Origin of the sequence: Halopseudomonas pachastrellae, assembly GCF_900114765.1 — a bacterium.
Classification (GTDB): Bacteria; Pseudomonadota; Gammaproteobacteria; order Pseudomonadales; family Pseudomonadaceae; genus Halopseudomonas; species Halopseudomonas pachastrellae.
Window position 1 is genome coordinate 51134 of sequence record NZ_FOUD01000007.1, and the last position, 25025, is coordinate 76158.

20 protein-coding genes are annotated in these 25025 nt (G+C 61.9%); 9 read left to right on the forward strand and 11 right to left on the reverse strand.

The features are described from left to right. Positions 1–68 precede the first annotated feature (68 nt). Positions 69–2210: a TonB-dependent receptor family protein gene (locus BM116_RS06955; RefSeq protein WP_083727850.1), complete on the forward strand. Its 2142-nt coding sequence runs from the start codon at positions 69–71 to the stop codon at positions 2208–2210. On the opposite strand, the gene BM116_RS06960 is transcribed toward BM116_RS06955, so the two are convergent. The 4 genes from BM116_RS06960 to BM116_RS06975 are packed head-to-tail and all read right to left on the reverse strand — an operon-like array spanning position 2207 to position 5506. Then, entirely contained in the window at positions 2207–3508 is a 1302-nt protein-coding gene (locus tag BM116_RS06960) for an NADPH cytochrome P450 oxidoreductase family protein (protein WP_083727849.1), read from the reverse strand. The two genes, BM116_RS06955 and BM116_RS06960, sit on opposite strands and share 4 nt — an antisense overlap. After that, positions 3508–4362 (reverse strand): DUF4198 domain-containing protein, encoded by an 855-nt coding sequence (locus BM116_RS06965; protein WP_083727848.1) that lies wholly within the window; start codon positions 4360–4362, stop codon positions 3508–3510. The genes BM116_RS06960 and BM116_RS06965 overlap by 1 nt, the downstream gene beginning before the upstream one ends. Positions 4363–4379: 17 nt before the next feature. Beyond that, complete coding sequence (locus BM116_RS06970; protein ID WP_083727847.1) at positions 4380–4889, reverse strand: DUF2271 domain-containing protein; 510 nt, start codon at positions 4887–4889, stop codon at positions 4380–4382. A 14-nt stretch (positions 4890–4903) separates the two neighbouring features. After that, positions 4904–5506: a PepSY-associated TM helix domain-containing protein gene (locus tag BM116_RS06975; protein ID WP_083727846.1), complete on the reverse strand. Its 603-nt coding sequence runs from the start codon at positions 5504–5506 to the stop codon at positions 4904–4906. Between the two features lie 204 nt (positions 5507–5710). Between BM116_RS06975 and BM116_RS18820 the strand changes: the two genes are divergently transcribed. Further along, positions 5711–5875 carry a hypothetical protein gene (locus BM116_RS18820; RefSeq protein WP_169847282.1) on the forward strand — a complete coding sequence of 55 codons (165 nt, stop codon included), beginning with the start codon at positions 5711–5713 and terminating at the stop codon, positions 5873–5875. Between the two features lie 9 nt (positions 5876–5884). On the opposite strand, the gene BM116_RS06980 is transcribed toward BM116_RS18820, so the two are convergent. After that, positions 5885–6859, reverse strand: a complete 975-nt coding sequence (locus BM116_RS06980) for a hypothetical protein (protein WP_090475075.1) — start codon at positions 6857–6859, stop codon at positions 5885–5887. Positions 6860–7026: 167 nt separating this feature from the next. Here BM116_RS06980 and BM116_RS06985 point away from each other — a divergent pair, with 167 nt between their 5' ends. From BM116_RS06985 to arfB, 3 genes are read left to right on the forward strand one after another with little or no spacing between them, the layout of a single operon-like run. After that, positions 7027–8013, forward strand: a complete 987-nt coding sequence (locus BM116_RS06985; protein WP_083725293.1) for an Lnb N-terminal periplasmic domain-containing protein — start codon at positions 7027–7029, stop codon at positions 8011–8013. Positions 8014–8028: 15 nt separating this feature from the next. After that, positions 8029–8745: a glutamine amidotransferase-related protein gene (locus BM116_RS06990; protein ID WP_083725291.1), complete on the forward strand. Its 717-nt coding sequence runs from the start codon at positions 8029–8031 to the stop codon at positions 8743–8745. A 53-nt stretch (positions 8746–8798) separates the two neighbouring features. Beyond that, complete coding sequence (gene arfB, locus BM116_RS06995) at positions 8799–9212, forward strand: alternative ribosome rescue aminoacyl-tRNA hydrolase ArfB (protein WP_083725289.1); 414 nt, start codon at positions 8799–8801, stop codon at positions 9210–9212. Between the two features lie 21 nt (positions 9213–9233). Here arfB and BM116_RS07000 read toward each other — a convergent pair whose 3' ends face one another. The 3 genes from BM116_RS07000 to BM116_RS07010 all read right to left on the reverse strand — a co-directional run bounded on the left by BM116_RS07000 (position 9234) and on the right by BM116_RS07010 (position 13695). Then, complete coding sequence (locus BM116_RS07000; protein WP_083725287.1) at positions 9234–10985, reverse strand: alkaline phosphatase D family protein; 1752 nt, start codon at positions 10983–10985, stop codon at positions 9234–9236. Positions 10986–11054: 69 nt separating this feature from the next. After that, positions 11055–12101 (reverse strand): DUF2817 domain-containing protein, encoded by a 1047-nt coding sequence (locus tag BM116_RS07005; protein ID WP_083725285.1) that lies wholly within the window; start codon positions 12099–12101, stop codon positions 11055–11057. Positions 12102–12477: 376 nt separating this feature from the next. Continuing rightward, complete coding sequence (locus BM116_RS07010) at positions 12478–13695, reverse strand: serine hydrolase domain-containing protein (protein ID WP_083725283.1); 1218 nt, start codon at positions 13693–13695, stop codon at positions 12478–12480. A 209-nt stretch (positions 13696–13904) separates the two neighbouring features. Between BM116_RS07010 and BM116_RS07015 the strand changes: the two genes are divergently transcribed. Then, on the forward strand, positions 13905–14282 hold the full coding sequence (locus BM116_RS07015) for a YkgJ family cysteine cluster protein (protein ID WP_083725281.1): 378 nt from the start codon (positions 13905–13907) through the stop codon (positions 14280–14282). Positions 14283–14319: 37 nt separating this feature from the next. On the opposite strand, the gene BM116_RS07020 is transcribed toward BM116_RS07015, so the two are convergent. Genes BM116_RS07020 through BM116_RS07030 form a run of 3 tightly spaced genes read right to left on the reverse strand, consistent with a single transcriptional unit; the run spans position 14320 to position 17898 of the window. Next, positions 14320–15465: a zinc-binding metallopeptidase family protein gene (locus tag BM116_RS07020; RefSeq protein ID WP_083725279.1), complete on the reverse strand. Its 1146-nt coding sequence runs from the start codon at positions 15463–15465 to the stop codon at positions 14320–14322. 18 nt (positions 15466–15483) lie between these two features. After that, entirely contained in the window at positions 15484–16440 is a 957-nt protein-coding gene (locus BM116_RS07025; RefSeq protein WP_083725277.1) for an alpha-E domain-containing protein, read from the reverse strand. A 3-nt stretch (positions 16441–16443) separates the two neighbouring features. Then, on the reverse strand, positions 16444–17898 hold the full coding sequence (locus BM116_RS07030) for a circularly permuted type 2 ATP-grasp protein (RefSeq protein ID WP_083725275.1): 1455 nt from the start codon (positions 17896–17898) through the stop codon (positions 16444–16446). 216 nt (positions 17899–18114) lie between these two features. Between BM116_RS07030 and BM116_RS07035 the strand changes: the two genes are divergently transcribed. Genes BM116_RS07035 through BM116_RS07045 form a run of 3 tightly spaced genes read left to right on the forward strand, consistent with a single transcriptional unit; the run spans position 18115 to position 24971 of the window. Beyond that, on the forward strand, positions 18115–21435 hold the full coding sequence (locus tag BM116_RS07035; RefSeq protein ID WP_083725273.1) for a transglutaminase family protein: 3321 nt from the start codon (positions 18115–18117) through the stop codon (positions 21433–21435). A 55-nt stretch (positions 21436–21490) separates the two neighbouring features. Next, positions 21491–24076 (forward strand): circularly permuted type 2 ATP-grasp protein, encoded by a 2586-nt coding sequence (locus BM116_RS07040; protein ID WP_083725271.1) that lies wholly within the window; start codon positions 21491–21493, stop codon positions 24074–24076. 10 nt (positions 24077–24086) lie between these two features. Next, complete coding sequence (locus BM116_RS07045) at positions 24087–24971, forward strand: transglutaminase family protein (RefSeq protein ID WP_083725269.1); 885 nt, start codon at positions 24087–24089, stop codon at positions 24969–24971. The last annotated feature ends 54 nt before the right edge of the window (positions 24972–25025 follow it).

Here is a 25025-nt window from a genome sequence, read left to right on the forward strand (position 1 = left end):
TGTTCACGCCGGGGAAACCAGTAAAATGCGCCGTTCGCATTTTTCCTGTCTGTTGCCGGAGTTGCTGCATGTCCAACCTGATCTCCCCGCCGGAACGTCTGGCGCCGTTGTTTCTTGCCTGTCTGATGGCATCACCTGCATTTGCCCAGACCGATGACGTTGCCCAGCTGGATGCGATTACGGTTTCCGGGCAGAAATACGACGAGGTCGCCAAAGCCCGCGAGGCTCTCAATGAGGTGCCGGGTGGCACCAACGTGGTCGACATGCAGCAGGTTGAGCAGGGGCGAGTGTCTGGCGTGGCCGATGTGTTGGCCTATCAGCCGGGCGTCTACGCCCAGTCACCGGGCAACGAGGGCGTGAAGATCAGCATTCGCGGCTCCGGTATCAACCGTGGCCCCGGTGCCCATGCCTCCGGTAATCACATTTTGCTCGACGGACTGCCCCTGACCGGGTCGGGCGGTACGCCCTATGAGCTGCTGGAGCCGCTGTGGCTCAGCCGCGCTGAGGTACTACGCGGTGCTAACGGCTTTGAGCGCGGTGCGCTGGCGCTGGGTGGTGCCGTTGATTACATCACCCGCACCGGTTTTGATGCGCCGCGCCTGCAGGTGCGGATGGAGGTGGGCAGTGACGGTTATCTCAAGCGTCACATCGCTTCCGGTCAGGTGATTGGTGATCTGGACTACTACGTTGGCATTACCGACCTGCACTACGATGGCCAGCAGGACCATTCCGCCGGTAGTGGTAAGGGTGTAGTTGCCAATGTCGGTCTGCAGCTGACGCCTGATCTGGAAACCCGGTTTTACGTTCGCTACCGGGAAACCGAGCACCAGTCGCCGGGTCGCCTGACCCAGTCGCAAATCGATGATGACCCAACTCAGGCTAACGCCGACAACATTGCCCGTGACGCCAGGCGCGAGCAGCCGGGCAGCACCTGGCTGGCAAATAAGACCACCCTGCGTCTGGATGACGTCAGCACGCTGGAGATGGGGCTGGTTTACCACCACTACCCGATGGACCTGATGGAAAGCCCGTACCGCATTCGGGTGGACTACAGCGACATCAGCGCCACCCTGAACTACAAGCGTGAGCACGAGCTGTTCGGGATCAACTCGAATACCACCGTTGGCTGGCGCACCACCACCAATCTGCCCAGCAGTGATGCAAAAGAGAGTGCTTATGAGACGCTGACGCTGCAAAGCAATCAGCAGTCTGTTTCTTATCCCGTTGGAACGCTGATGCGCGAATACACCCATCAAGGCTCTGACAATGTATTGCACGTCAGCAACGAACTGGAGCTGGCGCCCAAACTGTGGCTGAGCAGCGGACTTGCGCTGATTTACACCGAGCGCGAGGTCGAGGTGACTTGGCCCGAGACGGATGAAAAACTCAATGAAGGCACCTGGGATTATGCGCCGCGGCTAGGCCTGCGTTATCAGCTGGAGTCTGGTGCCGAGGTTTACGGCAACCTGTCGCGTTCAGTAGAGCCGCCGCATCCGTGGTCAATGATTTGGGGGTCGCCGATTAGGTTCGATGCGAGCACCCAGCCCTGGAGCAGACGCCAGAGCACGCCAATCAAGCTAGATAACCAGACTGCAACCACCTTCGAGCTGGGGGGGCGTGGTGAGTCGTTTCTGGGGTTATGGGACCTCGCCTGGTACTACTCGCGGGTTAATCACGAGTTGTTGATGGTTGAAATTCAGCAAGGTGTCCCAGCCGCCGAGTCCAATGCCAGTGCTACCGTGCACCAAGGCATCGAAGCCGGTCTCACCAGCACCCTGTGGCAGGGCGATGAGCTGGGTGCACTGGCGTTGCGTCAGGCTTACACCTTCAGCGACTTCCATTACCGTGATGACGACACCTTTGGTAGCAACGCGCTGCCTGGTTTGCCACGGCATTACTATCAGGGTGAGGTGCGTTATCAGCACCCGGCAGGCGTCTACGTTGGGTTGAATACCCAGTATGCGTCCAAGGTGCCGGTGGACTACGCCAACTCATGGGATGCGGATTCGTACACTATCTTTGGTGCCATCGTGGGCTACGACGCACCCAAGCAGGACTGGCAGACCTGGCTGGAACTACGCAACCTGACCGATGAGCACTACGCGGCCACGGTGACGCCCGGTTACAACGACAATGGGGTGGAAGTGGCGCGTTTGACACCCGGCGAAGGCTTTGGCGTGTACGCCGGATTTTCCTGGAGCTGGCTCTAGTAAATATCGCGGCGGTAACGGCCGTCGGCCGCCATCTGCTTGATGGTGGCCGCGCCCAGCAGACCCTGCAGGATGCTGTCCACGGCTTGCCCCGTGGCCATGCTGCCGCAGACGCGGATGCTGGCGCCACGGCTTACCCACTCTTGCAGCCGTTCGGGCTGTTCGCGCAGCAGCTCCTGCACATAGCGTGGCGTGTCGGCACTACTGTTGTCGCGCGAGAAGCAGCGTTGCAGCAGCACCTGCTGTGGCGTCAGTTGATCCAGCTCGCTGGCCAGCCAGCGGTCATGTTCCGGACTGCGCTCACCAAACAGCAGCCAGCTGGGTTGCCCGCGTTGCAGCTGTTCTTGCAGCAGGGCACGCAAACCGGCCAGGCCGGTGCCACTGCCAATCAGAATGCTAGGCGCGGGACTATCTGGCAGCGCGAATGACGGGTTGTGATGCACGCGCGCCTCAATCTGCTCGCCGGGCGCTGCCTGCTGGCACAGCCAGCCTGACATCAGACCCTGGCTGCCGTCTTCTTTCATCACATGACGTACAAGCAGCTCCACCTGTTTGCCAGCGCCCAGGTTGGCGATGGAGTACAGTCGGCGCTGGTCGGCGTGCTGCAGCTCCAACAGATCGCCGGCTTGCCACGGACCCAAAGCATCGGCTTGCAGGCTCAGGTGGTAGGCGGTCAAACCGGGGCTGCCGGGATTGAGGGCGCTGCGGCTGAGCAGGGTGGCGGGCTGCCAGGGCTGCTCGTCGGCTTCCGGCAGCGCATGCAGGCCGGTGTGCTGGGCCAGGCTGGCGCGCCAGCGCACCAGGCCGTCCGGGTCCTGATTGTCGAGGTAAATGCTGTCTTGCAAGGGTTGTGCGCCGCGGTCGCGCAGCCAGCTCTCTAGTCGCTTGGCGAAGGCGCAAAAGTGCGGGTATTGGCTATCGCCCAGGCCGAGCAGGGCGAAACTCAGCTCCGGCAGGACAGGGGCCTGCGGCATCAGGCGGTGTTCAAAAGTCTGCGCGCTGTCTGGCGCCTGGCCGTCACCGTAGGTGCTTGCCACCAGCCAGAGCTGGCGGCAAGCAAGAAGTTGGGCCGGGGTCACTTGCCCCAGCGGCAAGCCGGCGGCCGCGTGGCCAGCGGCTTGCAGTGCGTGCAGCGCCTGGTTGGCAAGGCGCTGCGCTTGACCAGTCTGGCTGGCCCAGACCACCAGGATCTGGTACTCGCCGGTAGGCTGATCGCGGCGCCACAGCGGGCGCAGCCAGTAGCAGCTGGCGGCCAGCCAGAGCAGGCTGGCCGCCACTGCCCAGGCGGTATCGCCCATCAGGGCGCGAGCACTTCAAGGGTAGCGCTGTAGCTGGCGCGGCGCTGACTGACCGGCGCCTCCAGACCTTCGGTCTGCTTGTACTCGGCTTCCAGCCAGAACAGGCCAGCTTGACCCCATTCAATGCTTACCTTGCCGTCGGCGTTGGTGGTCAGCTCGCGTGCCTGCTCGCTATCGCGGTAGCGCGCGCCGGCCGGGATCAGGGTGATTTCCAGGCCTGGCGCCGGTTGGCCGTCGAGCAGAAAGACAAACTCGGCGGCTTCGTCGGCGTACAGATCATTGGGATGGGTGACCGGCTGGAGTTCGAGGCCCTGGCCGCTGGGCTTGAGCACGTCCTCGGTCGGGTTGCCGGAGGTCACAAACAGCTCCATGCGTGAGTCGCTGCGAATGATATTGACCTTCTCGGCGTCCGCCGGAATCTGCTTGACGATGTCATCCAGGCTGCCCATCACACGTTCACGCTCACCGTTGAGCTCGTACATGCCCATGACTCGGCCGATGTTGGCAATAGCGATCTTGTAGGTGCCTTTCTGTTCCAGCTGCAGGTCAAAGCTGCTGCGCAGGCGGCCCAGATGGCCGTTCTGCGGTGCAACCTCGCTGCCATCGGGTGCGGTGATGGTGAGCGGGGCGGGCTGGCGGTTGCTGTTGGCTGGCGGTGTACCAACACCCTCCAGCATCATCGGAAAGTGGTCGAAGTAAAAAATGCCGTTGCCGGCAGCGGCATCGACGGTAACCCAGGGCGCGTCGCCAGACAGCACAGTGGAAGAGGGCAGCATCCAGGCGCGGTGGGCATCGGCAGTCAGCGGCAGGGCGGCGGCTACGGCCAGTACAGAGAGTTGTTTGAGCAGTTTCATGATGTTGTCCTTATTGTTCAGGGAGTGAGTTGCAGACGGATCTGACCCAGTTCGCGACTACCTTGGGCTTGCAGGTCGGCGCCTTGGCTGACGGGCCAGCTGAAGGGCACCTTCAGCAGTTCACGGCCGCCCACTTCACGGGCCGCTTCAACGACCAGCTCATAGTCGCCGGGGGCCAGTTCCTTGAAGGCTGGCAGATCTTGCAGCGCCAGCTCATGGGTTCCCGGTGGGCGGGTGGCCGCGCTGATGCCGTCGACTGGCAGGTCCAGGCCGCGACCACTGCGGCGCCACCACTGGCGCAAGTCTTTGAGCCACTTTTCGCCTTCGTCGTCGCGCATCTCGGTGTCGTACCAGACGGTCAGGTCGGAGACATGCCCGGCGTCGTTTTCCAGCCAAATGGCGACGTAGGGGCGGTGATACTCGGCAACATCCAGGCGCGGGATCTGCACGGTGAGTTGCGCGTCGGCGGCTTGCAGGGCGCTGCTGCCCAGCAGGGCGGCCAGGGCAAAGGCCAGATGCGGTTTCATTGTGGTCTCCTTTCTCAATGCATGCTCAGTAGCAGAATCAAAAGTGGGATAAGCAGCCCCAGGGTGGTCAGGGGCCAAGTGAACGGGCGGTGGCTGGCCTGACGCAGCAGCAGTAACAGCCCGGTGAGGGCAAATACCAGGCAGGCGACAGCAGTCAAATCGATAAACCAGCTCCAGGCGCCAGAGGTGTGGCGACCTTTGTGGAGGTCGTTCAGATAAGCTATCCAGCCGCGATCGCTGTCCTCAAACAGCAGTTCGCCGCTGTCCAGGTCCAGGCTCAGCCAGGCGTCGCCGCCCGGTCGGGGAAAGCCCATGTACAGCTCACCGTCATCCCACTCGGGCGTGCGTCCGGCGAGCGAGACCGGCAGGGTCTGCTCCAGCCAGTCGGCCAGCTCGGGTGGCAGCGTGGCGTCTTCTGGTGGGTTTTGCTGTAGCCAGGTGCGCAGGGGAGCCGGCAGGCTGGTCTCGATCTCGGTGACCTCGGCCCGCGACTCAATCTGATGCGCGTGATTCAGGGTGATGCCGGTGACCGAGAACAGCAGCAAGGCAGCCAGGCAGATAGCCGAGCTGATCCAATGCCACTGGCGCAAGGTGCCCAGACGGAAAGGTAGTTTCATAACGCCGCGTGTTTGCAAAGATGAGGCGCTAGCCTAAAGGTAAAGCCTTATTTGAGAAAGGTTCTCGATTGTAAATTTTATGCAAATTTCGTTGAGGCTCCGCTCGTCCAGTCGATTTGAACCCGTCTCCAAGTCTGCTTGACTAAAGGACAAGGTCTATTGCTGTTTCGTTAGACCTTAGAAACCCTTATAGAGGAGAGCATTATGTCGTTTGATCAGAAGCATCCTGGTGAGAACAATATGCCGCATTTGCCGCTGCCCGAGCTCGATCCGCCCCATGACCATTGGGAGGGGCCGCTGGAAAGCGAAGAACTCAATGAGCTGGACGCCGGCGAGGTGTGTCGTAACCTGCGCGATGAAGCCAAGTAGGGGCTGTTATCATCGTTTCAGCAGGTTCGCGCGAAACAGCATTTCAATCCGTAGGCTGATTGCCCAGCGCGGCTGGAAGTCAGCCTCGCGCGGGAAGTGCAGTTCCGGGACGATGTCGACGAACAGCATTTGTCGATGAAGGTCTCGGCGGTAGTCTGCAAGCAGGTAGTAATCGTTGACGCGGGGGGTGGATGCGCTATCTCCGACTAATACCCCCGCGTAACGAATGGCACTGCGCGGTCCCAACACCTCGTTGATTTGTGCCCCTTGTGAGAACTCCAGCGTGTCGTATTCCTCCTGCCATTGCAGCTGGCTGATAAAGCGCAGGTGGCGGCTGCTGTCCAGCGGCCGGCCGAGATCCCACTGAGTGCGTGCGGAGTAGCCGTCGTCTTCAAACCAGGATGCGCGGTTATAGCTCGACAGCTGCCAGGGGCCGTCGCCCAGTTGCCACAAACGCTCGGCGCTGGCACGTGCGTACGGGTTGAGTGGCCAGCGTACCTTTACGCCAGCGCCAGCTTGGGTCTTCCAGCCCACAGTGGGGTCGTTGTTGCCTAGCCCAGCCAGACCAATGACCGTGTTGCTGAGGCTGTCGTCCTGGGGGCGCAGGGGCTCGGCGCCTTGCTCTTCCAGGGTGCCGCGTGATTCTTCCGGATCGCTCTCGATGATCAGCCGCAGCCGTTCACGGGTAGTGGGCAAGTCCAGCTTGAAGCGAATACCCGGGTCAATCTCGAAATCCTCCGACTCCATCCAGTCAAAGTCACTGCTCAGTCGCAGGTAGGATTCGTTGTCGACTTCCTGGCTATCCAGCGTACCGAAAAACCCATCGAGATTGCGTGCTGTAATGTCCACCCAACGGATCACACGGTCGTGGACCGGGGTAATGGTTTCAATGGCCCAGGGGGCCAGGTCGGTGTCGTCGTTCGGCGTGGCGTGCACGCTGGTGATGCCAAGCAACAACACTACGGCAAGATGGACTCTGCTCATGTTGTTTTGCTCCCTTCAGGCAAGCGCGGATCAACGCTCCGCAGCACTAATCAGCCTGCCCACCGCCTGAGTATAGCCCGTCTGGTGGATGGCACCCGCCGTGCAAGGGTGTAGACTGCGCCTTGGTGGAAACGCTGTATTCAACGGCGGTCCGTTGAGGAGGCGTCATGCTGTTGTGTTTGCAGGTATTGGTGGTGCTGCTGGTGTCGCTGTGGGCGCTGCCGGCGCTCTGGTATCACCGCCCCCGTCGCCTTGCCCTGCGTTATCTGCCCCTTGCCCTGTGGTTACTGTTGATGACTCTGGTCGTGACGCTCGCCGCGCGCGATCAACCGCTGAGCGCAGCCCTGTGCTTTCTAGTCGGTTTTGCGCCGCTGCTGCTGTGGTGGCGGGGCGTGATGCCCAAGGGTAACTGCGACTGGGCCGATGACATGGCCTACACCACCACCGGCGTGGTTGACGGCGACAGCCTGCGCCTGCAGCGCGTGCGCTGTTTTGACTGGCGCAGTGCGACGGACTACGAGATGCGCTGGGAGAGCCGCGAGTATTCGCTGTCAGCGCTGCGCTCGGTGGACATGCTGACGTCCTTCTGGGGGCACCGCTCCATTGCCCACATGCTGATTTCCTTTGGTTTTAGTGATGGCCGGTATCTGAGCTGGTCGGTTGAAATCCGCCGCGTGCGTGACCAGGAGTACTCGGCTATCGCCGGGTTTTTCAAGCATTTTGAACTGAACATCGTTGCCAGCGACGAGACCGATATCGTCAAGGTGCGCAGTAATCACCGTGGCGAAGACATGTATTTGTATCGCACCCGGCTATCGCCGGCCGCCGGCCGTCAGTTGCTGCTGGGTTACGTAGAGGCGGCCAACCGGCTGGCGGTACGCCCACGCTTTTATCATACGGTGCGGGCCAACTGCACCAACGTGGTGTTTGCGCTGATGCAGCGCATTCGCCCGGACCTGCGCAGCGACATTCGTTTGCTGCTCAGCGGTTATCTGGATAGTTATGTGTACGCCCAGGGCGGGCTGCAGAAAGGCTTTTCGCTCGCCGAGTTGCGCCAGCGCGGGCGCATTACCGAGCGGGCCCGCGACGAGAGTAGCGATGTACCCTTTTCCCGGCGTATCCGTCAGGGTGTGCCGGGTTGTGACAATGACTGAGGCAGGTGAACGGGTATGAAAGTAGGGCTGTTGCAATGTGATGATGTCGCCGACGATCTGCTGAGCGCACATGGCAATTATCCGCAGATGTTTGAGCTGGCGCTGCGCAAGCGCCTGCCGCAAATGCACTATCGGGTGTACCAGGCGCATCGCGGCGAGCTGCCGGCCGATGTGCACGAGTGTGATGTCTACCTGACCACTGGCAGCAAGCACGGGGTGTATGAAGACCTCGATTGGATTCGTGGGCTGGAGGTCTTCGTGCGTGATCTGTGGGCGGCCGAGAAACCGCTGGTTGGGGTGTGCTTCGGCCACCAGTTGATGGCCCGTGCGATGGGCGGCAATGTGCAGAAGTCCGATCGTGGTTGGGGTGTGGGTGTGTCCTTCAATCAGGTGATTGAGCCGCAGCCGTGGATGCAACCCGCACAAGAGTCACTTGACCTGATCGTCAGTCACCAGGATCAGGTCATCGACCTGCCAGCGCAGGCGCAAGTCATTGCCAGCAGCGATTTCTGTCCGAACTACCTCCTGCAATACGGCGAGCACTTTCTCAGCGTGCAGGGGCATCCGGAATTTGAAAAGGCCTACTCCTTTGACCTTATGGATATGCGCTCGCACACCATTCCTCCGGCGCGGGTGCGTGCCGGCAAGGCCTCGCTGCACGCGGAGCTGGACAGCGATTTGATGTTCGACTGGATCGTCAATTTTCTGCAAAAGGGTGCAGGCTTTGCCTGAGGCCGGGTAGCGGCGTATCCTGCTTCGCACCTTCATTCAGCGCGGGAGCGCCCATGATTTTTATCTCCAATCAGGTTCAGCTCGGCGACTGGGAAGTCGAGATGAGCGCCGTCCGCGCCCAAGGCGCGGGCGGTCAGAACGTCAACAAGGTGTCCAGCGCGATTCATCTGCGTTTTGACATCAACGCCTCCAGCCTGCCGCCGTTCTACAAGGAGCGGCTGCTGGCGCTGCGCGACTCGCGTATCACCAGCGATGGTGTGATCGTGATCAAGGCGCAGCAGTACCGCACCCAGGAAATGAACCGCGAGGACGCCATCAACCGCTTGCGCGAGATGATTCTGGCTGCAGGTGTGGTGCAGAAGAAGCGGCGCCCGACCCGTCCGACCCGCAGCTCGCAGGTCAAACGGGTGGACGGCAAGGTCAAGCGCGGTCAGACCAAGCAGCTACGTGGCAAGGTCGACCTGTAGACTGACTGGTTCTGCACTCGCTCAGGCCGTTGGCACCAGCACGCGATTGCCTGCGCCGGGCAGGGTGCGCAAGCTGCGGGCGCGGCTGTTGTCGATGCTGTATTCCGCTGCCTTGACGGTGCTGACAAAGCGCCAGTCCGCGCGCGCTTCCTCTGCAGTAAAGGTCACCAGCAGATAACCGCGCTGATTGGCGTTCAGGTACTGCAAACCGTCTACCAGCGTGATGATGGCCTGCTCGGCTGCCGGTATCTGCGCTTCGCTCAGGCCCAGGTAGGACTCCAGCCCCGGTGAACTGACCGAGGCGGTCGCAAACTCCACACCCACCGCATCGCCCGCCAACGTGGCCAGGTTGTTGGCCCAGGCGTTGTGGGTATCGCCAGCCAGCACGACCAGGTTCTGGTTCAGCGCGCGCGTCGCGCCCAGCACCACTTCACGCTCGTAGGCGTAGCCGTCCCAGGCATCCAGGTTGTAGGGGATCACCGTCTCGATACGCGCAATCTCGGCAGCGGTCAGCGTCGGATCTCCCGCCTGCTGGCGCAGCTTGATGGTGACCAGCTCGGTCAGCATGGCAGTCATGTCTACCGCACCCGGGTTCTGCAGGGCGGTGAGCATTTCCGCCGGCAACAGCATGCGGCCCATCAGTATCTGTTGGCCAAGCACCTGCCAGGTGGCGGTGGAGGTGGCGAGCTGCGTCTGTAGCCAGTCCAGCTGGGACAGGCCCAGCAGCGTGCGGTTGGTGTCGCTGACATCTGCGGTGAAGCGCGCTGCATCAAAGCCGGTGGCGCTGATGTAGTCGGCAAAGTTCAGTTGCTCATCGCGCCCGATGATGCGGGTATCGAGCATGTGCAGGCTGACCAGGTCGCCAAAGTCAAAGCGGCGGTAGATGGTTTCTTCATCGTCGTCGCTGGCCGGGCGCACGGGCATCCACTCAAAGTAAGCCTGCAGCGCCGCCAGCTTGCGCTCGGTGAAGTCGCCTTCGCCGTCGTTGTGGTTCTCGGCACCATTGCGCCAGGTGTCGTTGGTTACTTCATGGTCGTCCCACACGGCGATAAAGGGCGCGCTGGCATGCAGCAGTTGCAGGTCCTCATCGGTGCGGTAGAGGGCATAGCGCTTGCGGTAGTCGTCCAGCGAGAGGATCTCACTGGCGTTGTCCTCCGGCAGCAGGCGACCCAGGGCGGCGGCATCTTCGGTGGCGTAGCCGCCGTTACCGTATTCGTAGATGTAGTCGCCCAGATGCAGTACGGCATCCAGTTCAGCCTCGGCCGCAGCGGCGGCATAGACATGGAACAGGCCTGCGGGGTAGTTGGAGCACGACAGCACGGCAAAGCGCACCTGATCGATACTGCCGGCCGGCAGCGTCTTGCAGCGGCCGACGGGTGAGGTGAGCCCGGCTACCTTGAAGCGGAAGTAGTAGCTGGTGCCCGGCAGCAGGTCTTGTGCATCAACCTTGAGGGTGAAGTCACGAGCGGCATTGGTGCTGGCAGTGCCGCTGTGTACCAGGTCGGTGAAGGCGCTGTCGGTGGCGATTTCCCAGCCGATCTGCACCTCTGCGTTGTTGCCATCGGTGGGGGTAATGCGTGTCCACAGCAATACACGGTCGGTCAGCGGGTCACCGCTGGCAACACCATGCTCAAAAGCCAGGCCGCGCACTGCCTCGTCGTCGCTGGACGAGGAGCTGCTCGACAGACAACCCTGCAGGCCGCTGGATACTACGATGGTGCCAACGGCCAAGGCCGAAGCGCGCAAAAAATCCCGACGATTGAATCCACCCACGTTACTGCTCCTGATCTGTTGTGTGGGCAAAGGCTGGCAGCTGTGCGTGACAGGGGTGCGACAAGACCGTTACGGCTTGTCGACAAACCACAGCTCGATGGCGTCACTGGTCAACTGATCACGGTTTTGCGGGGTGGGCGTCCAACTGCGCCAGCAACGCGTGGCGTGGGTGAGGAACTCGAACAGCGGCAGGTGCTGACGCAACACCCGGCGCTTGCGATGGCTGATGACCGGGTTGAAGTAGCCGAAATAATCGAGCATCTGCCGCGGGTTCTTGCGTACCCACAGCCACGACCCCATCTCCAGCGTGAACGGCAGGAACAGGTTATCGGGCTTATGTTCCTGGCTGTGGTCGTAGAGGTAGTCCCAGAGGTCGCCGTGGGTGGTGTAGTTGATCGACTGCGGCTCGATGATATAGGGGTGATGGTGCGGGTAGGTCTGCTCGAACAGCTGCTTCAGCCGCAGCACCTCGGCGATATGGGCGATGGGTTTGTGGCTGCGGGCATAGCTGCACCAGAGCCGGTCGCGGCGCCCAAAACCGCTGTGGCAATCCACACTCATGGCAAAGGGCGCAGACTGCATGCGCTGCTGCACGGTGTTGACCACCGCCATGGCTTCGGGCTCCATGGGCGCGCCCATCTTGCCCCGGTACCAGGGCAGGCGGCGGCTGATACGGTGGCCGCTGACCAGCCAGGGCACCGGCCCCATGGCATCGACCGGGGCGTTGCGCATCAGGTCTACGCCGTTGAGGTTGCTGCGCCGGTGATGCCAGATGCCGCCGGGGTTGATCATCGGCATGAACAGCAGCCGGACCCGCTCCAGTTGCTCGCGCAACTGATCATCCCAGTCGAGCCGGTGTACCAGACTGTGCAGCCAGGAAATCAGCACCTGGGTGCCAATCCGCTCAACGCCATGCACGCCACCAAAAAAGCCAATCACCGGCGCCTGCGGCGAGCGGCTACCCAGCTCGATCACCCGCACCGGAATGGACAACCCGTTGACCGGCACATGCAAAGGCGTACTAACCCGCAGATGCCGCGCCGCCTGATGCAACAGCTGTTCAAGCTGCGCGTGCTCGGGGAGGTGGCGATGGATCTGGTGTTGCGCGTCGCTCATGAGGCACTCGGGCGTGGGGAAGCCTGATCATGGCAGGGGTGTGTGACGATTGGGTTAATGTGCTCGAGCGGGAGCATCGTTTGCTCGTATTGGCATGGCTTTACGCTATCGCTCATGCGTACTCTGCTTTTCGCCTTCCTGGCGAGTCACTTTTCTTTGTGTGGCCAAAGAAAAGTAACCAAAAGAAAGGCACCCGGCCGCGCTGTCGGGGTGCTCTATGGGTTGTTAGGGGAAATGGGCAAGCATTTCCCCTGACTCGCCGTAAGGGCGAAACCTGAATTGGATGTGGGCTTGGCAACCGGCCTTAACGACGAACTGCAACGGGTTGAGACTATCCAGCAGCGTCAGTGCCATACGACAAAGCAGCCTTCAAACCTCAATCCACCAACGCCCCATTCACAATCGCCCGCAACTCCTGCCGCACCGCATAACTCGACGACGGAATCAGCTGGGTCATAAAGACCATCAGCAGGTCTTCCACCGGATCGATAAAGAAGTTGGTACTGGCCATGCCGCCCCAGCCGTATTCGCCCACCGAGCCGTTGGTTTGTGACTTGGCGACGTCGATCTTGACCGAAAATCCAAGGCCAAAGCCGCTGCCGTCGTAGGGTGTTTCGCTGAAGGAGCCGACCGAAACGCCGGGCAAGTCCTGGTTGTTCGGCAGGTGGTTCATGCGCATGAACTCCAGCGTTTTACGGCCGATGATGCGAGCGCCGTCCAGCTCGCCGCCGTTGGCCAGCGCCTGGGCGAAGCGGTAGTAGTCGTCAATGGTGGAGACCAGCCCGCCGCCGCCCGACAGATAGCCGTGGGCCTTGCTGAAGTTGGAGTCTTGCGGGTCGTCCTGCAGGCTGAAGCTGCCGCCGGGCTGGAACTGGTAGCAGGCGGCAAAGCGCGGCAGTTTGTCGGCGGGTACGGTGAAAAAGGTATCCACCATGCCCAGCGGCGCAAAGATATGGCGCTGGAAGTATTCATCCAGCGACAGCCCCGATAGTACCTGCACCAGGTAGCCGCATACGTCGGTTGCGACCGAGTAGTTCCAGGCGGTGCCGGGAGAAAACTCCAGTGGCAGACGGGCCAGGTCCTCGACCAGGCGGTCCAGTGTCAGACCCGGGCCGCCGTCGAGCTTGAGGCTGCGGTAGGCCGCATCGACGTTGGTGCGGTTCATGAAGCCGTAGGTCAGGCCCGACTGATGGGTGAGCAGATCGCGGATGGTCATCGGCCGCTCGCAGGCGGTGGTCAGCATCTGCGGGTAGACGCCGGTCTTGTAGACGCGCAGGTTGCTCCAGCTGGGAATGTACTTGTGGACCGGGTCATCAAGCAGAAAGCGGCCCTGCTCGTACAGCTGCATCAGGGCGATGGAGGTGATCGGCTTGGTCATGGAATAAATGCGGAAGAGGGTGTCACGCTCCACCGGCAGGCCGCGCTCCACGTCCCGCAGGCCCTGCGCGTGACAATAGACCAGTTCACCGCGCCGGGCGACCAGCGTCAGGGCGCCGGGCAGTTTGCCGGCGTCGATGTAGGCTGATTGTAGGTGGCTGCCAATGTGTGAAATCCGTTCCAGGTCGACGCCGGCGATGCAGTTGCTGTGGGCCATAGGTGGAGTATCCCTCGTGTGCGTGAACCCTCGATAGTAGCTTGCCGGGGCCGCTGACAGAAGGCTCCAGCGCCGGCAAATGCCGCGTCATGCGGAGGCGTGATGGCGGTTACAAAATAAAGTCGGTTTCGCCGGGCCAGACCTCTTGTGCGCCAACGCGGCGCGGAGTAAAAAAACGCTCACCGAAGCGGCCTGAGGATTGCGATGAAATGAGCGACCATTCGCCCTGTCTGAACTGCGGTGCCTGTTGCGCCACATTCAGGGTGTCTTTTTACTGGGGAGAAACCGATAGTACCCCAGGGGGTGACGTACCCACCCACCTTACCGAACAGATAACGCCTTACCGTGCCTGCATGCAGGGCACCAATCAGCCCAAGCCGCGCTGCGTCGGTTTGCTGGGTACGGTTGGCGAGGGCGTGCGTTGCAGTTTGTACGAGCAGCGCCCCAGCCCGTGCCGTGAATTCCCTTATCACGGTGAAAACGGCCAGGACAGTCCGGATTGTCAGCGCGCCAGAGCCGCCCACGGCTTGCCCCCGCTGCCATCCAATCCGACACGTCCGCGGCTGATTCCGATCATCGCGGCTTGATCTGAGTGCACGCACGCCATTACCGGCGTGCGTGATCTCATTCAGCGCTGCTGCGGGTGCTGCTATCGGCAATCAGCGCATGCACCAGATAGAGCTTGCGCAGGCTGTCGACGTTGAGCACAAAGGGGTAGATATCGGTCTGCCCCATGCTGCGCGCCAGTACGTTCAGCACGCTGCTCAATTGCACCCAGCGATTGCAGAAATCCAGAAAGGCCTCGCGTTCGTCCTGCCCCAGCGGCAGCGGCGGTAGCTGACTGCTGTCAAAGGGTTCAACGTGCATGGCCAGGCTCCCGGGCTGGATGCCAAAGTCCAGGGCGGCATTCAGGGTGTCGGTCATGTGCAGGTAATGCGCCCAGGTTTCGGCCCAGTCTTCCCAGGGGTGAGCGCTGGCGTACTGGCTGATGAAATGCTGCTGCCAGTCGCTCACGGGCTGTTCGTAATGCGTTTTGAGGGCGGCCTGATAGTCGGCGCGCTCATCGCCGAACAGCTCGCGGTAGGGCGTTAGCCAGTCGGTGGTCTGTACCAGCCGGTCCCAGTAGTAATGCCCACTTTCATGGCGGAAGTGCCCGAGCAGGGTGCGGTAAGGTTCGTGCAGTTGCTGACGACGCTGCTCGCGGTTGGCCGGGTCCGCTTCGGCCAGATCCAGGGTGATTTCACCGGCCATGTGCCCGGTGGTGATCGGTGGCCCGCCCGGCAGCTGGCGCAACAGGTGAAAGCCCAGACCATGCTCCGGGTCCAGCCGGCGCGGCACTACCGGCAGCCCCAGGAGAACGAGCTGCGCCACCAGGCGGCGCTTGGCCTGCTCGACCTGCAGCCACAGGGCCTCGCTGTTCGCTTGGCTGAGATCGGGGATGGTCAGGTTGAGGTCGCATGACAGGCACAGGGCCGCGTCGCTGTCAGCGGGAATCAGCCAGTTGCACTGGGCCGCGCTGGCACGGTTGGTGCAGCAGCGCACACGGCGCGGCTCGGCAGCCTGGGTGCGGTAATGCTCGGCGTCTGGTTTCAGGGCCAGCAGCTGGCCCTGTTCCGGCAGGTAGCCCAGCTCGGCGCCGCAGCGCACGCAATGGGTGTTGTCAAAGAAGATCGGCTGGCCGCAGCTACAGCGCTGCAGCAAGCCATTGGGATGGTAATCGAACAGCTGTTGTCCGCGACTGCGCTGCAGCAGTTGCTCGAAGTAGCTCATGGTGCCTCCTGTGCTCGCTCAACTGCTGCCTTGCAGTTGCTCCGGGCTGGCGAAGTAGGTTTGGCTGATGGCCGCGTGTAGTTCGTCAAAGTCGATCTGGATCTCGTCGACAAAGGCGTGCAGCTCGTCGGGCTCGGCGGCCAGCAGGGCGACGTCCGGCTTGCTCAGATTCTGCCGACAGGTTTCCACCTCCTGCAGGGCCAACTCATGCCGCGGTAAGGTCTGCAGAGCGTTGGCCAGGCGTTCCATGCAGCAGGCCACGCTGCGCGGGAACAGCCGATCCTGCAGCAGGAAGCTAAGCACATCCGGCCCGCGAATGCGCAGACGTACGTGCTGGCGATACATCTGGTAGCCGGTGAGGGATTTGAGCACGCTCATCCACTGCAGGGTTTCAAATGGCTTCAGGTCTTCGTCGCTGCGCGGCAGCAGGTTGGCCGAGCGCACGTCGATGATGCGGGTGGTCATGTCGGCGCGTTCCAGCTGGCGGCCCAGCATCAGGAAGGAGCGCACCTGGGTGTAGCTCAGGATGCCCTCAATCAGGCCGTTGACCGTCTGGCAGCTGCGAATCACGCGGCCCAGAAAGGCGTCGCGGCGGCGCGGTGTGATACCCGAGCCGACCTGCTCCTTGACGCTCAGATACAGCTGGTTGACCTCTTCCCAGATTTCGCGCGGAATCACGTCGCGGGTGGTACGCAGGTTCTCCCGAGCGGCGGCCAGCGAGCTGAGAATGGAGCCGGAATAGCGGCGGTCACCGCACATGAAGGTCAACACGCTGGCTTCATCGCGGGTGGGGTACAGCTCGTCGAACAGGGCGTCGTTGCCGGTAATGGCAATGATCTCGGCCCATCCCAGCTTGGTCGAGCGGGGCAGGTCGAGTAACAGGTGACTGGTGACGCTCAGCAGGCGGGCGGTATCTTCGGCGCGCTCAAGATAGCGGGCCATCCAATAAATATTTTCGGCTACACGTGAAAGCATGATTCAGTTCCCTGCCAGGTCAACGATCCAGGTGTCTTTGCTGCCGCCGCCCTGCGAAGAGTTGACGACCAGCGAACCCTTGGTGAGCGCGACCCGGGTCAGGCCGCCGGTAGTAACCCAGGTGGATTCTCCAGACAGGATGAAAGGTCGCAGGTCCACGTGGCGCGGCTCCATGCTGTTGCCGCACAGAGTTGGCGAGGTAGACAGGCTCAAGGTGGGCTGCGCCATGTAGTTGCGCGGGTTGGATTTGATCAGCTCGGCAAAGGTGTCGCGTTCCTTTTTGGTCGCGTGCGGGCCGATCAGCATGCCGTAGCCGCCAGACTCGTTGGCGGGTTTGACCACCAGCTTGTCGAGGTTATCCAGCACGTACTTGCGGTCGTCTTCGAACATGCACAGGTAGCTGGGCACGTTGGGCAGCAGGGGCTCCTGGCCCAGATAGTATTCGATGATCTTGGGTACAAAGGCGTAGATCACCTTGTCGTCTGCCACACCGGCGCCCGGTGCGTTGGCCAGCGCGACGTTGCCCTTGCGCCAGGCGCGCATCAGGCCGTGGACGCCGAGCATGGAGTCCGGGTTGAATACCTCGGGGTCGATGAACATGTCATCGACGCGGCGGTAGATGACATCCACCCGCGCCAGCCCGTCGATCTTGCGCATGTAGACGCAGTCGTCGTCACCCACCACCAAGTCGGTGCCTTCGACCAACTGCACGCCCATCTGCTGAGCCAGGTAGGAGTGCTCGTAGTAGGCCGAGTTGTAGATGCCGGGGGTGAGGATGACGATACTCGGGTCATCGCCGGGGCGCGGCGACAGCGAGGCGAGCATGTCATACAGCTGTGCGGTGTAATCGTCGACCGGCTGGATCAGCCCGGTGGCGAACAGGTCGGGCATCACGCGCTTGGTGACGTTGCGATTCTCCAGCATGTAGGACACACCAGAGGGAACGCGCAGGTTGTCTTCGAGCACGTAGAGCGTGCCGTCATTGTCGCGCACCAGATCGGAGCCGCAGATGTGTGCCCAGACGTTGTGTGGGGTGGAGATGCCCACGCACTGCGGTCGGAAGTTGACCGACTGGGCCAGCACCTCCTTGGGTACTACGCCATCTTTGACGATCTTTTGGTCGTGGTACAGGTCGTCGATAAACATATTCAGAGCCTGCACACGCTGCTTGAGCCCGGCGTCGGTCTTCTGCCACTCGGCCAGCGGAATGATGCGCGGCACAATGTCGAAGGGCCAGGCCCGGTCGATCATGTTGCCTTCGGTATAGACGGTAAAGGTGATGCCCATCAGCTGGATGGCCACCTCGGCTGCGGTCTTGTGTTCGGTCAGCTCGCGGGCGTCGAGATTGGCGAGATACTGGCACAACAGCTCGGCCTCCGGGCGCGGCTGTCCCGGTGCCTTGATGAGTTCGTCGTAAAAGCCCTTCGAAGTGTAATCGTCCCAGTTTACTTTACTCATTCAGCTACTCTATTCGCCAGGGGAAGGTTGGTGTGCAACCTGCAATTGCCATACCAGATGCACTGGATCGGGGCACTGTCCTGATGCGTGCGTTGTTACGGACGGCAGCGAAGATTGTCACCCACCTGTGTTAAGGGTTGAGTATCGCTGTGCTTGGCACAGCCATTGCTTCTACTGTCGCGGGCACGGCCGCACACTTGATTGGGATCATCTGTCATGACAATCCGCGTAGCACTAAGGCACCAGACCACCTACGATTTCGACAAGCCGGTTGCGCTGTCGCCACACCTGGTGCGTCTGCGCCCGGCGCCGCACTGCCGCACGCCGGTTGATGCCTATAGCCTCAAGATTAGCGGAGGTGAGTACTTCATCAACTGGCAGCAGGACCCTTTTGGCAACCATGTGGCCCGTTTGGTGTTTCCGGAAAAGATGAGCCACCTGTCCATCGAGGTAGAGCTGGTTGCCCCGATGACGGTCATCAACCCCTTTGATTTCTTTGTCGAGGAGTACGCCGAACAGTTCCCCTTCGACTATCAGGAAGGCTTGCGCAAGGAGCTGGCGCCCTACCTTGAATGCACCAAACCGGGGCCGCTGTTGAGCAAGTGGCTGACCTCTGTCAGCCGCGAGGAATGCTCCATTACCGATTTTCTGGTCACCCTGAATCAGCGGCTGGCCAACGACATTACCTACGGCATCCGTATGGAGCCTGGCGTTCAGACGCCAGAGCAGACGCTGGAGCTGGCCAGTGGGTCTTGCCGGGATTCAGCCTGGCTGCTGGTGCATATCTGCCGCCAGCTGGGCCTGGCAGCGCGCTTTGTCTCCGGTTATCTGGTGCAGCTGACCGCTGACGTCAAGGCGCTGGATGGCCCTTCGGGTACCGAAACCGATTTCACCGATCTGCATGCCTGGACCGAAGTCTTTGTGCCGGGCGCGGGTTGGATCGGGTTGGACCCGACTTCCGGGCTACTGGCAGGCGAGGGGCACCTGCCGTTGGCCGCTACAGCCGAGCCGGCCAGCGCCGCGCCCATTACCGGCGCAAGCGACCCCTGCGAAGTCGAGTTTGGCTTTGACATGAGCGTCACCCGGGTGCACGAAGACCCGCGGGTAACCAAGCCTTACAGCGACAGCCAGTGGGAGGATATTCTGGCGCTGGGGCAGCAAGTTGATGCGCGTCTGGATGAGCTGGACGTGCGTTTGACCATGGGCGGCGAGCCGACCTTTGTCTCCATTGACGATATGGATGCACCAGAATGGACCATCGCAGCGCAGGGGCCGACCAAAAGAGGGCTTTCCGAGCGTCTGTTACGCCGGCTGCGGCCGCATTTTGCGCCCCATTCGCTGATCCATTATCAGCAGGGTAAATGGTACCCGGGCGAGCCACTGCCGCGCTGGGCGCTGGCCTGTTACTGGCGCCGAGATGGCAAGCCGATGTGGCAGGATGATCGCTGGCTGGCTGATGTAGACCGCGACTACGGCGCGGACGAGCACAGCGCCAAACGCTTTGCCGAGGCGCTGATGCGCCGTCTGGGCGTGTCGGGTAAGCATTTGCTGCCTTGCTTTGAAGACGCCTACTACTACCTCTGGCTGGAACGTACTCAGCCCATCGACGTTGACCTGCGCGGTGAAGACCTCAAAGATGATGAAAATCGCCTGCGCCTGGCGCGTCTGCTGGAGCGTGGTCTAGATCGTACCGTGGGCTACACCTTGCCGCTGACACGGGCAGAGCGGGGCGGCTGGCTCAGTGGCGACTGGCCCCTGCGGCGTGAGCAACTGTATCTGGTGCCGGGTGACTCGCCCATGGGCCTGCGCCTGCCGCTGTCGTCGTTGCCCATTGCCCGGCGTGAAGAAGCGCAGCCGTTGTCGCTGTTTGACGAACCCGCGCCGCTGCCTGACCTGCACGGTGAGGTGGCGAGTCGCTACAGCGCTGTGCACAGCATCCGCCATGACGGCATGCATCACATGGCCGCGGGGCAGGACTGGCAGGAACAACTGCCCGAGTTGAGCGACGGAGGTGTCATCGGCACTGCGCTGTGCATCGAGCCGCGTGACGGCAAGTTGTTTATCTTCATGCCGCCGCTCGCTGAACTTGAGTCCTATCTGGAGTTGCTGGCCTGCATTGAGCACTCGGCTGCCGAGCTGGACATGCCGGTCTGCATCGAGGGCTATGCGCCGCCGTCTGACAACCGCATCGAAAAATTCATGATCACGCCGGACCCGGGGGTGATTGAGGTGAACATCATGCCGGCGGCCAGTTGGCCGGAGCTGGTACGCAATACGGAAATCCTCTATGAGGAAGCGCGTCAGACGCGTCTGGGCACCGAGAAGTTCATGCTCGACGGGCGTCATACCGGCACCGGCGGCGGTAACCACGTTACCCTGGGCGGCCGCACGCCAGCCCAGTCGCCGTTCTTGCGCCGGCCCGATCTGCTGGCCAGCATGCTGACCTACTGGCAGCACCATCCGAGTCTCTCGTATCTGTTCTCCGGCATGTTTATCGGCCCGACCAGCCAAGCGCCGCGGGTGGATGAAGCGCGTTACGAAGCGCTATACGAGCTGGAAATCGCACTGTCGCAGATGCCGGAAGGTGAGGTGCCGCAGCCCTGGCTGGTTGACCGCCTGGTGCGCAACCTGCTGACGGATATCACCGGCAATACCCACCGCGCCGAGTTTTGTGTCGACAAGATGTATTCGCCCGACAGCGCCACCGGGCGCCTTGGGCTGTTGGAGCTGCGCGGTTTTGAAATGCCGCCGCATGCGCGCATGAGTCTGATGCAACAACTGCTGATTCGCGCGCTGGTAGCGCGCTTCTTTGCCGACCCGTATCGCCAGCCACTGGCGCGCTGGGGCACCGCCCTGCATGACAAGTGGATGATGCCGCATTACCTCTGGCGCGATCTGTGCGAGGTGCTGGCGGATCTGCGCGATCACGGCTTTGACTTTGCAGAAGACTGGTTTGCGCCTTTTCTGGAGTTTCGCTTTCCGCACGCCGGCGAGGTGCAGTACGGCGATACCCGTATCACCCTGCGCCAGGCTATCGAGCCCTGGCACGTGCTGGGCGAGGAGGTCAGTGGCGGCGGTACGGCGCGCTATGTGGACTCCTCCGTCGAGCGGCTGGAGGTCAAGCTGCAGGACTATAACCCGGCGCGTCACGTGCTGACCTGCAATGGCTTTCGGGTACCGCTGCAGTCAACCGGTGTGGCGGGCGAGGCGGTAGCCGCGGTGCGCTATCGCGCCTGGCAGCCACCGTCGGCGCTGCATCCGACCATCGCCGTGCAGGCGCCGCTGGTGTTCGATCTGGTCGATACCTGGAACGCCCGCTCGCTGGGTGGCTGCACCTATCACGTGGTGCACCCGGCCGGACGCAACTTCGAGCGCTTCCCGATCAATGCCAATGAAGCAGAGGCGCGGCGCATGGCGCGATTCTGGGAGTATGGGCATACCCAGGGTGCGATGGCAGAGATCCAGCAGGCGCCCGGACAGGAGTATCCACATACGCTCGATCTACGACGCGCCGGGGTGCGCAGTCCTGGTTTATAATCGACGGTTACACATTTAAGGCTGCTGATGTTCAGCCGTCACCGGGAACTGCTGCATGCAACAAGCTGTGAATCTGGGATCTGCCGTCAAGGCCATCCTTGGGGAGTATCCGGGATGCGCCGGGCACGACGAGCTGCTGGGCGAGGATCAGCAGCCGCGTGTCCCCTGGCAGGCACTGCTGGAGGACGTCGCGCGTCTCGGTCCTGACGTGCTCGTTGGACGTTGGGAAGAAACCCAGAATCTGCTGCATGAGAATGGCGTTACCTTCAACCCTTACGAAGATGACCCGGGCCAGCTCCGTTCCTGGCAGCTGGACTGTCTGCCTTGGGTGGTTGGTACCCAGGAGTGGGATGAGCTGGAAGCTGGCCTGCGTCAGCGCAGCCGCCTGCTTGAGCACATTCTGGATGACCTCTACGGTGCGCGGCGCATCATCAGTGAGGGCCTGTTGCCGCCGGAGCTGATTTTTACCCATCCGGGCTTTCTGTTTTCGGCCGCAGACAGTCCGCCGCAGGTAGAGCGACCGCTGCTGATTTTTCATGGTACGGATCTGGTGCGCGACAGCCAGGGCGGCTGGCAGGTGCTGGCCGACTGGACCCAGTCGCCGGCCGGCGCAGGCTACGCGCTGGAAAACCGCATTACCCTGGCGCGGGCCTTGCCGAGTATCTACCGTGAAGCGCCGATCAAACGGCTGGCGGGCTTTCTGCAGGCGCAGCACCGCTGTTTGGCCAGTCTGGCCAACGGGCAGCGCGAGCAGCCGAATATCGTCCTGTTGTCGCCGGGCCCGGGCAGCCCCGGTTACTTTGAACACGCCTGGCTGGCCAACTACATGAATTTCTCGCTGGTCGAGGGCGATGACCTGGTGGTGCGCGACGGGCAGGTTGCCATGCGTACTCTGGGCGGCCTCAAGCAGGTGGATGTGATTCTGCGGCAGATTAACGACCCCTGGTGCGACCCGCTGGAACTGCGCCCGGACTCGCTGCTCGGGGTGCCTGGGCTGCTACAGGCCGCGCGTTGCGGCAATGTGCATATCGCCAATGCGCTGGGCGCCGGTATTTTGGAGCACCCGGGGCTCTCGGCCTTTTTGCCGACGCTGTGTCAGGCGCTGCTGGGCGAAGAGCTGCTGCTGCCGTGCCGAGAAACCCTCTGGTGCGGCGATGCCCGCTCGCTGGAACAGGTCAAGTCCGAGATCGACGGCTGGATACTGCGCGATATCAGCAAGCCCGGACGCCTCTACCATGCCGATCAAATGGGTCTCGAAGCGCTGCGCGACCTGCGCATCAGCATGGAACGCCACCCTTATCTGTTTACCGCTCAAAGGCCGATCGAAGCCGCGGTGACCCCTGGTTTCAACCCGCAGACCGGCACTCTGGAGCGGCAAAGTGCGACCCTGCGCTTTTTCAGTCTGGTCGAGCCCGATGATCTGACCAAGCCGGTCAACGAGCGTAACTACCGCGTCATGCCGGGCGGCCTGGCTTGGGTTGGTGAGCCGGGTGCACCGCTGATGAAGAGTCGGCTGGTCAAGGATATCTGGGTCATGGCGCCGGTGCCGCAGCCGCACATCAGTTTGCTGCGTCAGGCACTGGGGCCGATTGTCGTGACCCGCGACGGCAAGGATCTGCCATGCCGAGTAGCGGAAAGCCTGTTCTGGATGGGCCGTTACGGTGAGCGGCTGGACACCCGTGGCCGGCTGCTGCGCGAGGCGCTGGCCCGACTGCTGCAGGACGAGCGCCCGGAAACCGGCTCGCAGCTGATGCCGGACTTGTTGCGTGCGCTGGAAATTCCGCTGGACCCGGCCGATCTGGAAGGGGAGGCGCCAAGCAACAGCCGCTTCTCGCGCGAGTACATCGCCATTCGGGATCGCCTGCTGCAGATGTTTTCTGATGATCTGCCAGACGGCCTGCCGGTGCTGTTCGGGCACTTTGTACGCAACAGTCGGGCGGTGCGAGACCACCTTGGGGACGACACCTGGCGTGCTATCAACAGTTTGCGTCAGCACTTCAACAGCATGTCTCGGGCCCGGGGCGTGGTGGTCGGTCAGCGTCATCTGGAAGCCATGGTGCTGGATCTGGCGGCGTTCTTCGGTCTGTGCAACGAGACCATGCCGCACCATTATGGCTGGCGCTTCCTTGATATTGGCCGTTTTCTGGAGCGTGCCATCGGCTCGCTGGAGTTGCTCAAGCTCGCGCTGCTGACCGCTGATGAGCCCGGTATTCCGCTATGGGAGGTGGTGCTCGCTACCACCGACAACCTGACTGTCTACCGTCGGCGCTATCGCTCACAGCTGCACCCGCTGGCGATTCTGGACCTGTTGTTGTTCGATGAGGCCAACCCGCGCTCCATTGGCTACATGCTCAAGCGGCTGGGTTCGCAGATTGCCAAGTTGCCGTCGCCGGGCAGCTCACCGTACCGTAATCAGGAACAGCGGCTGATTATTCAGGCGACCAGTGCCCTGCATCTGGTCGACATCGAAACCCTGTCGGATCTGGAAGGCTCTGTTTCGGCGCGCAAGGCGTTGAGCGAGCTGCTGGATCAGTTGATTCAACCGATGGCTGAGCTGTCCAACGCCATCACCCACAGTCATTTCAGTCATGTTGAAGCGCCTCGTCAGTTGGTCAGCATGCACTTCAGCGGCCAGGCCTGAGAGGTTTTTGGTGAAATATCTTTTGCGCCACAGCACCCGTTATCAGTACAGCGGCCCGGCCAGCCTGAGTCAGAACGAGGCGCGCATTTTGCCCCGTGTACTGCCCTGGCAGGAGTGCAATAACAGCCAACTGGAGATCAGCCCGCGTCCTGATCGCATGCGTGAGCGCACTGACTTTTTTGGCAATCGGGTGGTGTACTTCTCCATCGAGTCCTTGCATGACAGCCTGGACGTTAGCGTCAGCAGTGAAATCATCACCCATCCAAGACCCTTGGCTGACATCTTCTCGGGCATCGCCTGGGAGCAAGCGGTGCTGGAACTGCGTCAGGACCCGCGCCAGACCAACCGCGATTGTCTGGATGCGCGGCTCTATGTGCTCAGCTCGCCCTTTGTGTATCAAAGTGCCGAGCTGGCCGAGTTTGCCCGCAGCAGTTTCACGCCCGCGCGCAACCTGATTGATGCGGTGCTGGAGCTGAACACCCGTATCTTCACCGAGTTCACCTACGACCCTGAATTCACCACGGTCGCAACGCCCCTGCAGGACGTGCTGGCCAGCAAACGGGGCGTCTGTCAGGACTTTGCCCACCTGGCCATCGGCTGCCTGCGCTCGCTGGGCCTGGCGGCCCGTTATGTCAGCGGCTACATGGAAACGCTGCCGCCGCCCGGTCAGGAAAAACTCCTCGGCGCAGACGCCACCCACGCATGGCTGGCGGTCTACGTGCCCGGTTGGGGCTGGCTGGAGATCGACCCCACCAACGGCTGTGTGCCCGATGAGCGCTACATCGTACTCGGCTGGGGACGCGACTTCGCCGACGTCACGCCGCTCAAGGGCGTGATGACGGGCGGTGGGGAGCATGTGCTCAGTGTGGCGGTGGATGTGTTGCCGCAGGCCTAGATCAAGCTGCAAGCCACAAGCTTCAAGCTGCAAGAAAGAACCCGCGCGGTTGCG